13 protein-coding genes, 1 tRNA gene and 1 pseudogene are annotated in these 12,375 nt (G+C 64.0%); 5 read left to right on the top strand and 10 right to left on the bottom strand.

Features of this window, described 5'->3' with window-relative positions; genetic code table 11:
* The first annotated feature begins 24 nt into the window (after positions 1-24).
* Genes FHS94_RS01430 through FHS94_RS01420 form a run of 3 tightly spaced genes read left to right on the top strand, consistent with a single transcriptional unit; the run spans position 25 to position 1,755 of the window.
* Positions 25-639 (top strand): SCO family protein, encoded by a 615-nt coding sequence (locus FHS94_RS01430; RefSeq protein WP_184053775.1) that lies wholly within the window; start codon positions 25-27, stop codon positions 637-639.
* The gene (locus FHS94_RS01425; RefSeq protein WP_184053772.1) at positions 636-1,064 is read left to right on the top strand and encodes a YcgN family cysteine cluster protein; all 429 of its coding nucleotides are present in this window, start codon (positions 636-638) and stop codon (positions 1,062-1,064) included. The genes FHS94_RS01430 and FHS94_RS01425 overlap by 4 nt, the downstream gene beginning before the upstream one ends.
* Before the next feature lie 10 nt (positions 1,065-1,074).
* Positions 1,075-1,755 (top strand): YgjP-like metallopeptidase domain-containing protein, encoded by a 681-nt coding sequence (locus FHS94_RS01420; protein ID WP_184053769.1) that lies wholly within the window; start codon positions 1,075-1,077, stop codon positions 1,753-1,755.
* On the opposite strand, the gene FHS94_RS01415 is transcribed toward FHS94_RS01420, so the two are convergent.
* The 6 genes from FHS94_RS01415 to FHS94_RS01390 form a co-directional block, all read right to left on the bottom strand.
* Entirely contained in the window at positions 1,728-3,893 is a 2,166-nt protein-coding gene (locus FHS94_RS01415) for a transglycosylase domain-containing protein (protein ID WP_184053766.1), read from the bottom strand. The two genes, FHS94_RS01420 and FHS94_RS01415, sit on opposite strands and share 28 nt — an antisense overlap.
* Positions 3,894-3,940: 47 nt before the next feature.
* Complete coding sequence (gene msrB / locus FHS94_RS01410) at positions 3,941-4,348, bottom strand: peptide-methionine (R)-S-oxide reductase MsrB (protein ID WP_184053763.1); 408 nt, start codon at positions 4,346-4,348, stop codon at positions 3,941-3,943.
* A gap of 31 nt (positions 4,349-4,379) precedes the next feature.
* A complete protein-coding gene (locus tag FHS94_RS01405) occupies positions 4,380-5,465 on the bottom strand; it encodes an FAD-dependent monooxygenase (RefSeq protein ID WP_184053759.1) in 1,086 nt (361 codons plus the stop codon).
* On the bottom strand, positions 5,453-6,163 hold the full coding sequence (locus tag FHS94_RS01400; protein WP_184053756.1) for a methyltransferase domain-containing protein: 711 nt from the start codon (positions 6,161-6,163) through the stop codon (positions 5,453-5,455). Before FHS94_RS01400 ends, FHS94_RS01405 begins: the two co-directional genes overlap by 13 nt.
* Positions 6,160-7,215 carry a type III polyketide synthase gene (locus FHS94_RS01395; protein WP_184053753.1) on the bottom strand — a complete coding sequence of 352 codons (1,056 nt, stop codon included), beginning with the start codon at positions 7,213-7,215 and terminating at the stop codon, positions 6,160-6,162. The genes FHS94_RS01400 and FHS94_RS01395 overlap by 4 nt, the downstream gene beginning before the upstream one ends.
* 337 nt (positions 7,216-7,552) lie before the next feature.
* Complete coding sequence (locus tag FHS94_RS01390) at positions 7,553-8,479, bottom strand: ATP-grasp fold amidoligase family protein (protein WP_184053749.1); 927 nt, start codon at positions 8,477-8,479, stop codon at positions 7,553-7,555.
* A 251-nt stretch (positions 8,480-8,730) separates the two neighbouring features.
* Here FHS94_RS01390 and FHS94_RS01385 point away from each other — a divergent pair, with 251 nt between their 5' ends.
* Entirely contained in the window at positions 8,731-9,927 is a 1,197-nt protein-coding gene (locus tag FHS94_RS01385) for a multidrug effflux MFS transporter (protein WP_184054402.1), read from the top strand.
* Positions 9,928-10,069: 142 nt separating this feature from the next.
* On the opposite strand, the gene FHS94_RS19585 is transcribed toward FHS94_RS01385, so the two are convergent.
* From FHS94_RS19585 to FHS94_RS19580, 4 genes and pseudogenes are all read right to left on the bottom strand, one after another.
* Positions 10,070-10,195 (bottom strand): hypothetical protein, encoded by a 126-nt coding sequence (locus tag FHS94_RS19585; protein ID WP_281396806.1) that lies wholly within the window; start codon positions 10,193-10,195, stop codon positions 10,070-10,072.
* A 363-nt stretch (positions 10,196-10,558) separates the two neighbouring features.
* Positions 10,559-10,645, bottom strand: a tRNA-Leu gene (locus FHS94_RS01380).
* Positions 10,646-10,735: 90 nt separating this feature from the next.
* Entirely contained in the window at positions 10,736-11,164 is a 429-nt protein-coding gene (locus FHS94_RS19315; protein ID WP_246348327.1) for a hypothetical protein, read from the bottom strand.
* Positions 11,165-11,425: 261 nt separating this feature from the next.
* Positions 11,426-11,524 (bottom strand): annotated as a pseudogene (locus FHS94_RS19580) (MJ0042-type zinc finger domain-containing protein); the annotation flags it as partial.
* Positions 11,525-11,661: 137 nt separating this feature from the next.
* Here FHS94_RS19580 and ftsE point away from each other — a divergent pair.
* Entirely contained in the window at positions 11,662-12,369 is a 708-nt protein-coding gene (gene ftsE, locus FHS94_RS01370) for a cell division ATP-binding protein FtsE (RefSeq protein ID WP_184053743.1), read from the top strand.
* The last annotated feature ends 6 nt before the right edge of the window (positions 12,370-12,375 follow it).

Below are 12,375 nucleotides of genomic sequence, written 5' to 3'. Positions count from 1 at the left end.
TAACACAGCAAGGCTGGCCGCGTCATGAACCATGTCACCGCTGCCGCGCGTATCGCGGCAATCGCTTCATGCCTGCTCGCCGCAGGCTGTGACAACGCCGCCCGACAGGACCTGCAAACTTCAACAGAGGCTCCTTTGGTCGGAGCAAGGATCGGCGGTCCCTTCTCGTTGACGGACCAGCATGGCCGGACCGTGACTGACCGCAGCCTCGCAGGCCGGTACCGCATCATGTACTTCGGCTACACTTTCTGCCCGGACGTTTGCCCCACCGACGTCCAGGCGATCGGCGCCGCGCTGAAGAAGCTGGAAACGGCGAACGCGGCCCTCGCCAGCCGGATCGTGCCAGTGTTCATCACTGTCGACCCCGCGCGGGATACACAGGCAGTGGTCGGTCAGTTCGTCGCGAACTTCCATCCGCGCATGATCGGGCTGACCGGTACGCCCGAACAGGTGGCGGCAGTTGCCAAGGAATATGGCGTCGCCTTCAGCCTGGAAAAGCCGAACGCTACGGGATCGTACCTAGTCAGCCATAGCCGCCAGACCTATCTGATGAACCCTGAGGGCAAGCCGTTGGCCTTGCTGCCTGCCGACCAGGGCGCTGATGCAGTGGTGGCGGAGATCAAACGCTGGGCGACATGACGAATTTTTGGGAACAGCCGATCGAGACCCTGGATCGGGGCCAGTGGGAGGCCCTGTGCGATGGCTGTGGCAAATGCTGTCTGCACAAGCTGGAAGATGAGGACACGGGTGATCTGCACCCGACCAACGTTGCGTGCCGCTTGCTCGATCGCCGCACCGGTTTCTGCAAGGACTACAAGCACCGCCGGGCCTATGTGCCCGAATGTGTGCGGCTGACGAGTAGCAGCGTGCGCGGCATCGACTGGCTGCCCACAACCTGCGCCTATCGCCTGCGTGCTGCCGGACAGCCGCTGCCGGCCTGGCATTACCTTGTGTCAGGCGATCGGGAGGCGGTGCATCGGGCTGGCCAGTCGGTGCGCGGCTGGACGGTAAGCGAAGACGATGTCGGCGACCTGGAGCTTCACCTGACCGACCGGGAGTTGTGAGCGCCTCTGTGTGAGCCAGGGCTTTGATATTGTCCGCCATCCGACGGCCCGCCGTGTACGCCTGTCCCTCGACCCCGCGACCGGTCGCGCGCGGCTGGTGGTGCCGCGCCGCGCGGCGCTGAAGGCTGCGGTGGCGTGGGCGGAGGGCAAGGCGGATTGGCTGGAGCAGCAACGCGCGCGTCTTCCCGCAGCCAGACCATTCGTGTCCGGTGCAGTGCTGCCGGTCGCTGATGAGGCGCTGACGATTGTGCACGGCCCGGCAAGTCGCTCGCGTATCGTACGTCGTGAAGGCGATTACGTGGTCACGGGCGGGGCGGCTGACACGGTGGCACGTCGCATTGAGACCTGGTTGCGCCGGTCGGCACTAGCGTTGCTGGACGAGGAGACCCGTGCCGTCGCGTCGCGGGCGGGCGTAACGGTCGAGCGGGTGTCGATCGGCGATCCGACAGGGCGCTGGGGCAGCTGTGCGTCGACTGGTGCGATCCGCTACAGTTGGCGCCTTCTGCTGGCCCCAGGCTTTGTACGGCATGCCACGGTCGCCCACGAGGTCGCCCACCGCATTCACATGCACCACGGCCCCGAATTCCATGCACTCACCGAGGAGTTGCTGGGGGCTGACCCTGCACCTGCCCGCGCTTGGTTACGCGCGAACGGCGCTGCGCTTCACTGGTATGGGCGATCGTCGCTGTAGCGCGGCTGCTCGCGCGGTTGGGGGCGGGAAGGGGCCTCCCGGTCGCGGCGATCTCGAGGGGCGCCCTGGTCACGGTCACGGCCGGTGACCCGATTGATCCAGTCTTGATTCAGTTCCTGACGATCAGGGGCAGGTGGGGCAGGGGTGGTGCCATCCTCTTCGTCATCACCTGAAGTCGGCGCCGGCTGCTGCACGGGTTGAGCTTGTTCAGGTCCGGGCGCGGAGACAGGGTTGCCGTCGTCGTCGACGAACACCGCGTTGTCGGGCTGGCCATAGCTCTCCTGATCGGGCTCCAGCTCCATGTCGGGCAGCGTCACCTGCGTTTCGAACTGCTCGATCGGCCGATTGCTCGTGGCCGGGCGCATAAAGGCCGCAAAGGCCCGTGCAGGCGCAGTGCCACCGTGAAGGCCGGGGATGGGCCGGGCGTTGTCCTTGCCCATCCATACGCCCGTCGTGAGCCCGCTGGAGAAGCCCAGGAACCAACCGTCCTTGCCCGAGCTGGTCGTGCCTGTCTTGCCCGCCACAGGGCGCCCGATCTGCGCCTCACGACCCGTCCCGGTGTTCACCGCAGTTTGCAGCAGGTCGACCATTTGAGCCGCCACATAAGGGGCCACGAGTACGTGGCTGCGGTCGACCTCGTGACTGTAGATCGTCTGGCCGTTCGCGGTGACTCGAGTGATGCCGTAAGGGGCGACCGCGACCCCGCCCGCCGCGACACTCGCAAAGGCGCGGGTCATGTCGATCAGCCGCACCTCGGACGTGCCGAGCACCATGGAGGGGTGCGTGTTGACCGGGGTGGTGATCCCGAACCGCCGCGCCATGTCCGCAACCGTGGTAAAGCCAACTTCCTGCCCGAGTTTTGCCGCAACGGTATTGAGCGAATAGGCAAAAGCAGTGCGCAGCGACACCGGCCCGGAGTTGCGGCGTGAGTCGTTGCGCGGGCTCCAGCCATCAATGGATACTGGTTCATCGACCACCGTGTCGTCGGGCTTGTGGCCCGCCTCGAGTGCCGAGAGATACACGAACAGCTTGAACGCCGAACCGGGCTGGCGAACCGCCTGTGTGGCGCGATTGTAGATGGAGGTCACATAATCAGTGCCACCCACCAGCGCGCGAACCGCACCATCGCGATCTAGGCTGACCAGCGCTCCTTGGGCGCCTCCCGGTACGTTGGCGCGGATTGCCGCGTCGGCATCCCGCTGCATCTTGAGATCCAGCGTCGTCCATACTTCCAAAGGCGCTTGCTGTTCGTCGATGAGCACGTCGAGCTGGGGCAGGGCCCAATCAGTGAAATAGCGAGCGCTGTTCTGCTTCGCCTCCGGGGCGAGCGTCACGTCAGCGATGTCCGCCTCATCTGCCTGAGCCTGGCTGATCGCGCCATATCGGACCATCTGCTCGATCACGACGCCAGCGCGACCCTTGGCGGCATCGACATCCGCGGTCGGGGAATAATTTGACGGTGCCTTGACCAGACCGGCGATGACTGCCGCTTCGGCCAGGCTGAGATGATCGGCGCCATGGCCGAAGAACTTACGTGCAGCGGCATCGATGCCGTAGGCGCCGCCGCCGTAATAAACCTTGTTGAGGTACAGTTCGAGAATCTGGTCCTTGGTGAACTGCCGCTCTATCGCCAGTGCCAGGATCCACTCGCGGAACTTGCGGCCGAACTTCTTCTGGCTCGACAGGAAGACGTTGCGCGCGAGCTGCTGTGTGATGGTGGAGCCGCCCTGCTTCCAGCGCCCCGCCTGATAACGAATCTGAAAAGAACGGGCGATGCCGATCGGGTCAACGCCCAAATGGCTGCGGAAACGACGATCCTCGACCGCGATGGTGGCATCGCGCATGACCGCCGGGATCTGCCCATAGGGAAGCCACTCGCCATAGCTGGGCCCGAGTGACACGATCACCGTGCCATCGGCCGCATGGACGCGGATCATCTGCCCATTAGGCGACGATTTTAGCTGTTCGAAGCTCGGCAGCTCCGACTTCGTCACGTACACCGCGGTGACAAGGCCGATAACGGCGACCAGCGCCAGTCCCAGCACGATCCGGAACAGGATGGAGAAACGCCGTCGCCACGGCGAACGCGCCGGGGTTGCTGACGGGCGGGGCTGACGGGAAGAACGCGCGCGGGCCATGTGCTGCGCAGGCGTTACGCGTTAACCCCGCCGCTAACAAGCGCACCCTATGCGGCGGCGTCCTTGCGCGATCGAAATTCCAGGGCGATCGAGTTGATGCAGTATCGCAGGCCCGTGGGAGGCGGTCCGTCCGGGAACACATGCCCTTGATGGCTGTCGCAACGCGCGCAGCGAGTCTCGGTCCGCACCATGCCGTGGCTCCGGTCGGAATGATCGGTTACCCGATCTGGCGCGAGGGGTTGTGTGAAGCTTGGCCAGCCCGATCCGGAGTCGAACTTGTCGGCACTGTCGAACAGCTCGAGCCCGCACGCCGCGCACCGGTAAACGCCATCCGCCTTGTTGTCCGTCAACGCGCCGGCATAGGCCCGCTCGGTTCCAGCCTCCCGCAGCACATGGTACTGCGCAGGGCTAAGGCGACGACGCCATTCGTTCTCGGAAAGGTTCAATTGTTCCATGATGGATATGTCGTCCCGGCCAGCTTGAGCGTCAAGGCATGTGGTGCGCGATCCGGGTTGCGGCGGCCACTACTTGGATCAGTCCCGGCACACGAGCCAGGGAAACCAGAGCGCCTCGACCGCGTCCCTCAGCTAGGGCCCGCACCGCATCTGCAACGCCGATGGGACGCCTCAGCCGCCGGTCGAAGCGGCGCTGCCACGTCGGTGCCGCACCTGGGCCGTACGTTAACAACGTGCGGGCGGCGTCAATTCCGCTTGCGAGGGCGATTCCCATTCCTTCGCCTGCCAAGGATGGGATAACGCCAGCTTGATCGCCGAGCCGAAACAGCCGGTCTGCCCCCGTGCCGACTCGCCAGCCATACGGGACGTTGGCAACAGCGTCGAAACGGGCATCCAGGTCGGCGCCCGCCAGGCGCTCACCCAGCGGTCCCGCATCGCCGAGCGTGCGAAGGTAAGCGGCAGGGCCGCCCGCCGCGTCCGTTGCCGACCGATGCACTGCAAGGCAAAGATTTGCGCTGCCATCCTCCTGAAGCGCCAGTCCAGCGTAGCCGCCTGGCAAAAGGTGCAGTTCGACCGAATTCCCGATCAAGCGCGTAAGGGTGGGGCAGGGAGGAAGCCGCAACCGCAGCCCCAGCGTTGGGTCGCGGCCGCGTGCTGTAGCGGGACGGGGGAGGCCGCGTACATCATGCTTGCCGCTGGCAAGCAGCAGCGCAGGAGGATCGATTGCCGTACCGTCCTGCAGCCTTACTTTCGTGCCCTGAACCTCTCGTACAGCGACGCCTTGCTCGACACCGGCACCTGCCGCCGCCGCTCGCTCCAGCAGCAACGAGTCGAGCCGATGGCGGGAAACAGCCAGCCCGGGCGCGGGAAGCAGGGCTTCGGCGTGGCAATGGCCGGCGAAAAGCCGGACGGAACGAATGGCTTCCGCATTCAGGTCTCGTGCGTCGGTACCAAGGCCGGCGAGGGCCTCCAGAGATCGCCAGCTCAGAAAGCCGCCGCATAGCGCATCACCGGGCTCACGGCTGCGCTCGACCAGAACTGGCGTTATGCCACCGCGCGCCAATGTGATTGCGGCAGCGCAGCCGGCGGGCCCGGCACCAACGATCAGCGGCCGCACGCTGGTTCCTCCATCACCTTCTCCACGCAAAGGCGAAATGGAAACGCGCGATACGCCCGAGCCCTATCCACGCCGGCTTCCTTCAGGATAGGAGGCCATTCTGCTGGACGATAGCTGCGCGCGATCGACAATGTGCCGTCATGGCGCACGATGGGATGCCACCCCGCCAAGCGGGCCAACAGCGGAAATCCGTGAAAGGCAAAGCGGTGACGATGCAGGTCGTTGACCAGCCAGCCGAGCCGGGCTTCACGCTCCATGAAGCGAAGAAAATTGACCAGCTGAGCATGGGTCATGTGATGCGCGACCAGGCTGGAGATGATGCAGTCCCAATCGCCACCCCCCAGCGAAGCATAGTCGCCCGTCAAATATGTGATGCCAAGGTCCGGCGAGGTGTGCGCGGCCGCTGCGGGAGCGCTGCGCTGATTCAGGTCGATGCCCACCAGCTCCGCCTTGATGCCTCGCTTAGCCGCCCAGCCTGCGATGCGGCGCAAGGCGTCACCATCACCAAAACCGACGTCCAGCAATTTCAAGCTTTGCCGCTGACCTACTGCGCGGTTCAGGAAGGCCAGGGTCGGCCGGATCGCCAGGGTCACCGTGTTCACCCGCGCCAGATCGCCGACCACTGCCGCATAAGTGGCCGCGGGTAGGTCGTCCGCATCCATCAGTTCATCGGCCATGGCGCGCTGGGCGAGGTTCATGCGGCGCTCCGAAATGCGAACCCTTCTGCTGCGAGCCCAGGACCGAAAGCAAGTGCGCGGCCCTCACGCACCGGCGGCCCTGCTAGGAGGCGTTCCAGCACGAACATCAGGGTTGCGGAAGACATGTTGCCCGCGGTGCGCAACACCGCGCGTGAGGCGGCAAGGGCATCGGGCGCCAGGGCAAAGGCATGCTCCACCGCGTCCAGGATAGATCGCCCGCCTGCATGCACGGCCCAGCCGTCCACGGTCGCCGGGTCGACGCCGCCGGTGATGGATGCGCGCAGGGCGGGCTCCGCCAGGGCCGAGCTGATGTGATTGGGAACGGCGCCGGACAGGTGCATCACGAAGCCTTGGTCCGTAATGGTCCACCGGATCAGGTCGTCGGAATGGGGCAGGGCGGCGGCAAATGTCTCGTCAAGTGAGAACCCCGCCGGGTCGGCGGTGACAAGCGCCGCCGCCGCTCCGTCGCCGAATTGTAGCTGGGCAAGCAATGGCTCCAGCGTGGTGTCGGGCTGCATGTGGAGCGTCGACAGTTCCACCGTGATCACCAGCACTCGCGCGTGCGGAACGGAGCGGACGATATGTCGCGCGCTTCGCAGTGCGGCAACGGCGGCGTAACAGCCCATAAAGCCGATCAGAAGCCGCTCGACATCGAACGCCAAGCCTAGCCGGCGCGCGATGATCTGATCGATCCCGGGCGCCACAAATCCGGTGCAACTCGCCACCACCAAGTGGGTGATGTGGCCGAGAGGCACCTTTTTCGCCAATCGCTCAATGGCTTCGACCGCAAGTCCTGGAGCAGCTTGCGCGTAGATGGCCATGCGCTCTGCAGTGCCAGGCACGGCATTGTTTCCGTAGAAACCGTCCGGGCCGATCGGGGCGGGCTCCGCAGTCAACACAGACCAGCGTTGTTCTATGCCGGCCCGGGCTGCCATACGATCAAACAATCGCATCTCTCGCGGCGAGACACGCTCTCGCGCCCATGCCAGAAAGGACGGATGAATGTCGTGAGATGGTGTCGCGGTGCCTATCGCGTTTATGTAAGGTGGCACTCAGTAGGGCCGGGGTAGGTTACGCATGCTCATGCACCGATAACGCGCGGTCGGTGACAAAGGATCAATGCTGCTTGGAAGAGGGCAGCAAGGCACATCCGCGCGACCAATCACTTTATACGCCCACCACACCGCTGTCTGAAAATGTTCCACGTGGAACAGCGGATTAGAGCATCAGCATGAATCGCGTACTGCTGCCGCCGACCGCGAGAGTTGCAGATCATTCAGCTGTTCCCTGACGAGGCGTGATCGCATGGCTAATCACGCCAGGAAACGGGCGCGCGCTCGACTGTCGGCCGGGTGGGACCCCGCTGTCGCATTCGAATGCTACCGCGACTTAGGACTGTCGCAACGCGTCCATGATGATCCGGCTATAGCGTCGGTGCGTGGCACTGTCGGGAATCTGCCCCTCAATCGAGGGCGCTATCCCGAGCGAACCGCCGGGTGTGAAGGTGAGCTCACCAAAGTAGACCCCATCCAAGCCATTGTAGAGGTCGACCCGCACGAAGTCGAACGGTGCCGCAAGCGCCCTCGCCGCCGACATCATAATTTGAACGCGATCCTGCTCTGGAGGCTGGTAGCTTTCGGGCGCAGCCAGGCCATCATGGGCATCCATCGGATTGAAGTCAGGCACGCTAAACAACTGACTCCAGCCTTGGCCGAACCGATGATGATCGACCTGGCAGACCAGTGGCTCTCCATTCACGCAATGGAACTTGTAGTCGTCCAGTGCTCGGCTGGCTGATGGGATGAGCTGTTCAACGATGATTTTTTTCGGAAGGCCGCGATATTGCATTTCGCGGATCACGGCCACGTAATCGTTCGTGGCGAGCGTCAACAGATAGCGGAGGTCCGCTGGCGCGGTAAGATCTTCCAGAAATACGACGGCCCCACTTGCGTGGGTCGGTTTCGCAATTGCCTTGGATCCCGCGAAAGGCGCCAAGGCTGAGAACAGCTGTTCGGGTGAGACTATGTTATCAGTCGGGAAGACGCACAATGTTTCCGGCACGCGGAGGGCTGGCGCCAGCCTTCGCGCCGCTGCCTTTGCATGTTCCTTGTCAACAAAAGCGATCTGGGTTGGCGTCCAGTGTTCATCGATCATGCGCGCAAAGATGACGTCGTTGATCAACGCATCCGCATGTGCCGGGGGCAGCGGCCACCGTCCAAAGATCCGCTCGAAGTAGGATCCCGCGACCAGGTGATTGAAGCCGCGGGTGATTGGCAGCTCCCTATATAGGGTTTTCGATACTGGTTTGTCGGGCATGGCGTCACTGACGGCAGCGCGTGGTCGTGCCCCAACGTCCTTTATAATGCCTGACAAGCGCACCCCCGACACGGCGGCGTATTGCCGCCACTTAGTGGGCATAGCGTCGCGTTCCGCTGCTTCAAGGCAAGCCGGGGAAACTCGACGTACCAAGATCGCTGACGTTATCCCTGATTGCAGCAACCCGGTGGCGCATAGCGACCGGGCACCCTAGGTCGCGCACGATGACTAACCAAGAACACCACCGCTCGATGCACCCGAACGAGTTTGTCGCCTTTATCGCCGCATTGATGGCGGTGAATGCGCTGGGCGTTGACCTGATGCTGCCTGCGCTCGCCGACATCGGCCACCAACTCGCCATTGCGACCGCGAACCACCGGCAATGGATTATCACCGTTTACATGCTGGGCTTCGGAGCCGGGCAACTGATCTATGGTCCGCTGGCTGATCGGTTCGGGCGCAGGCCGGTGCTGCTCATCACCTTGGCCGGATTTGTCGCCGCCAGCGTCTTTGCGGCAAGCTCGGCGACATTTGCCGCGCTGCTTGGGGCACGAGTGCTGCAGGGACTGATGTCCGCATCGACCCGCGTCCTCGCCGTCGCGATCGTCCGCGACCGATTCTCCGGCCGGCAGATGGCGCGAACCTTGTCCGTGGCGCAGATGATCTTTTTCCTGGTGCCAATCCTTGCACCCAGCATCGGCCAGGTCCTGCTGGCATTTGGACCATGGCGGTTCATCTTCTACGCGCTCGCAACCTTTGCGGCGGTGGTGCTTGCCTGGTCCGTCGTCCGACTTCGCGAGTCGCTGCCGGTGGAGCGGCGGACGCCATTGTCGCTGGCATCGCTCCGGCACGCCTACGCACTCACATTGTCGAACCGGTTTTCTGCCGGCTATGCGGTTGCGGCCTCGCTGACCTTTGGCGGGATCATCGCCTTCGTGTCATCGGCGCAGCAGATTTTCGTCGACGAATTCCATGCTGGCCCGCGCTTCACCATCCTGTTCGCCGCCTGCGCATTCTCTATGGGTTGCGCATCGTTCGCTAATAGTCGTCTGGTGGAGCGGTTGGGCACGCGCCTTATCTCCCAATCCGCGGTCCTGGGCCTCATCGCCTTGTCGATCCTGCACCTTGGGGTAATCGCATCAGGCTTCGAAAACCTGTGGAGCTATATGATCTTTCAGGCCCTGAGCATGACCTGCATCGGCCTGTGCGGGTCGAACTTCGGGGCCATGGCCATGGAGCCGGTTGGCCACATTGCGGGCACGGCCTCATCGATTCAGGGGTTCATCACCAGCGTCGGTGCGGTGATCGTTGGCTCGCTGATCGGCCAATCGTACAATGGCACGACATTCCCGCTGGCGATCGGCTATCTCGGCATCGGTCTTGCCGTCCTCGCGATCGTTTTCGTGGTTGAGGGAGGAAAGCTGTTCCATGCGCGAAACGCGGGCTGACTGAACGATGGACAAGAGTTGGGGCGGTTCGTCGTCCAGCCTGCGGGTACGGTCCAATGCCAGCCTCGAGGATCGAGCAAGCGAGCGAGCGCGTGCGCGCGATGAACGTGCCAAGCTACGATCGGAGGCGATGGCGCAGCGATCAGAAGCTCGCGGTGCCACTCGGGACGCTGATATAGCGGCGCGCGAACGGGCTCGTATCGAACGCCGCGAAAGCGAGCAGCAGGCGTCGCAAGGCGATCCGCATGCCGCTGCTGCGCGCCGGCATCGATCCTCTGGACGAAAAGACGTCGTTCGGGAGCAACGTGACACCCGGTCCTACACGACTGTTGTCGACGCCAGCCGCATTCGCGAGCTTGCCAAGCGCGGCGCATCGATTTCCGGATTGGCGGGCGCTTTCGGCATCAGCCATGAAGAGGTCGAGGAAGTTCTTCGAGCTTCGGAGTAAATCCTGCTCAGAGGGGCGAGCGGGAGCGAACAGTGCTGCGTTTCGTGGCACGACGCGGGCAGCAGCTTCGATGCCTGCTGTCAGGTTGCTTGCAGCGCAGGAGCGCTCGGCCTCTCTCGCGCGACGCCACGGGCTACCGGGCGGCCAAGGGGTAGGTCCTTATCGGACATCTACTCTGAAGATTGGTGCGGTCGAGAAGACTCGAACTTCCACGGCCTTTCGGCCACAACGACCTCAACGTTGCGCGTCTACCAGTTCCGCCACGACCGCACGTGCCAATACCGCTGGTTGCCCGGCGGCCGGTAGGCGCGTGCCACTAGCAAAGCGGATCGCCCCCCGCAACCCGCCTTTCATGTCGCGTCAGCTCTTGCGGCAATTGTTCTGCTGCTGCGAGCGTACACCCTCGCCAGCGAAGCTCAGCTCCAGCAGCTTGGAGCTTGGCGGCACATCCAGGCGAGCGGAATAAAACTCGATAGATCCGCCCGGTGCCACCGTACGCTGGTGCGGTTCGATCTTCCAGCTGAACACCAGGCGGCACTGGCTGTCCCGCAGGTCCGCCGTGATGTCCGGCACGCGCTGACGATCGGTGGATGGGTTGGTGACCTGGCCGCTAACCGCAAACAATTCGGACCCATTGTCCAGTTCGCGCCGCTCAATCGGATTGTCCTTGAGCTGAAGCGGGGTTTCGGCCGCCTGCAAGCCCATGCTGGTGGCGAGCCCGGGCATGCCGAGCCAGACGATCGCTCCCGCCGCCAGCAGCATCAATATGCCCGCCGCGACCGCCATCATCGTCCAGCGTCGCGCGGGTGATCGGCGGCCGCGAAAGGGCGCTCGATGAGCGAAGGCGTCGATGCTTTCCCGGGGCGCCGACGGCTGCACAATCGGCGCCGCCGGCACAGGCTGGGGAGGAGGGGGGGCTGGCGGCGAGGATGGTGCCGCGAATGGCGATTCATCGATCGACACCGATGCCGGCGCCGCAACAGCCGGTGCGGGAACACGGTCAGCGTCGGTCGCCGCTACCTCCGGCAGGGAAGGCGCCTGGTACCAGCTGTGGCGACACTTGGCGCAACGCACGGTGCGCCCTTCGGCGCCAATTGCGCTGTCTGGCACCAGATAACGGGTGCTGCATTCGGGACATTCGAGGATCATGAACGCTGGGCACCACAGAACCGGCCGCGGCGACCGGCCGCTGCTGGCTGAAATTAAGCACGTCGTTCGCGACTCTGGCAAGCTTGAAGCGGGTCGGGGGTTCGTGCCAAGGCTGTAAACGGGGCAGCGCACTGATCATGGCGAGTATCGTCCAGTTCGAAAATGTCGGCTTGCGCTACGGCACGGGCCCTGAAACGCTGTCCGACGTCAGTTTCCAGCTGGGCCGGGGCTCGTTCTATTTTCTGACGGGGGCAAGCGGCGCGGGAAAGACGTCGTTGTTGCGCCTTCTTTATCTCGCTCAGCGGCCGAGCCGCGGCATCATTCGTTTGTTCGGGGAAGATACGGTGCTGCTTCCCCGCACGCGGTTGCCTGGCTTTCGCCGACGGATCGGCGTCGTGTTCCAGGATTTCCGCCTGGTGCCGCACCTTTCCACCTGGGATAATGTCGCGCTCCCGTTGCGGGTGGCGGGGGTGCCCGAGGAGGATGTTGAGCAGCCGGTGCGTGAAATGCTGGCCTGGGTGGGCCTGACCGATCGGGCCAATGCGCGTCCCGCAACCTTGTCGGGCGGAGAGCAACAGCGGGTCGCGATTGCACGCGCGGTGATTGGCCGGCCGGAGATGCTGGTGGCGGACGAGCCGACCGGCAACGTCGATCCCGACATGGCCGAACGGTTGCTTCACCTGTTCGATTCCTTGAACAAGCTCGGCACCACTGTTGTTGTCGCGACCCACGACTTTCAATTGCTCAATCGTATCCCGGACGCGCAGATGATGCGGCTCGACAAAGGGCGGTTGCTCGATCCCACGGGAGCGCTGCGCTACCCACCGCCCCGGTCCCGGCCGTGAGTGCGG

This window comes from Sphingomonas aerophila (genome assembly GCF_014199305.1).
Lineage (GTDB): Bacteria > Pseudomonadota > Alphaproteobacteria > Sphingomonadales > Sphingomonadaceae > Sphingomonas > Sphingomonas aerophila.
This window is presented reverse-complemented; position numbering and strand designations above follow the sequence as displayed.

Bases quoted from the DNA above. Each gene is read 5' to 3' on its own strand.
- FHS94_RS01430 (WP_184053775.1), top strand. From the start codon at position 25: ATGAACCATGTCACCGCTGCCGCGCGTATCGCGGCAATCGCTTCATGC.
- FHS94_RS01425 (WP_184053772.1), top strand. From the start codon at position 636: ATGACGAATTTTTGGGAACAGCCGATCGAGACCCTGGATCGGGGCCAG.
- FHS94_RS01415 (WP_184053766.1), bottom strand. From the start codon at position 3,893: ATGGCCCGCGCGCGTTCTTCCCGTCAGCCCCGCCCGTCAGCAACCCCG.
- msrB (WP_184053763.1), bottom strand. From the start codon at position 4,348: ATGGAACAATTGAACCTTTCCGAGAACGAATGGCGTCGTCGCCTTAGC.
- FHS94_RS01400 (WP_184053756.1), bottom strand. From the start codon at position 6,163: ATGAACCTCGCCCAGCGCGCCATGGCCGATGAACTGATGGATGCGGAC.
- FHS94_RS01390 (WP_184053749.1), bottom strand. From the start codon at position 8,479: ATGCCCGACAAACCAGTATCGAAAACCCTATATAGGGAGCTGCCAATC.
- FHS94_RS01385 (WP_184054402.1), top strand. From the start codon at position 8,731: ATGCACCCGAACGAGTTTGTCGCCTTTATCGCCGCATTGATGGCGGTG.
- FHS94_RS19585 (WP_281396806.1), bottom strand. From the start codon at position 10,195: ATGCCGGCGCGCAGCAGCGGCATGCGGATCGCCTTGCGACGCCTGCTG.
- FHS94_RS19315 (WP_246348327.1), bottom strand. From the start codon at position 11,164: ATGATGGCGGTCGCGGCGGGCATATTGATGCTGCTGGCGGCGGGAGCG.
- ftsE (WP_184053743.1), top strand. From the start codon at position 11,662: ATGGCGAGTATCGTCCAGTTCGAAAATGTCGGCTTGCGCTACGGCACG.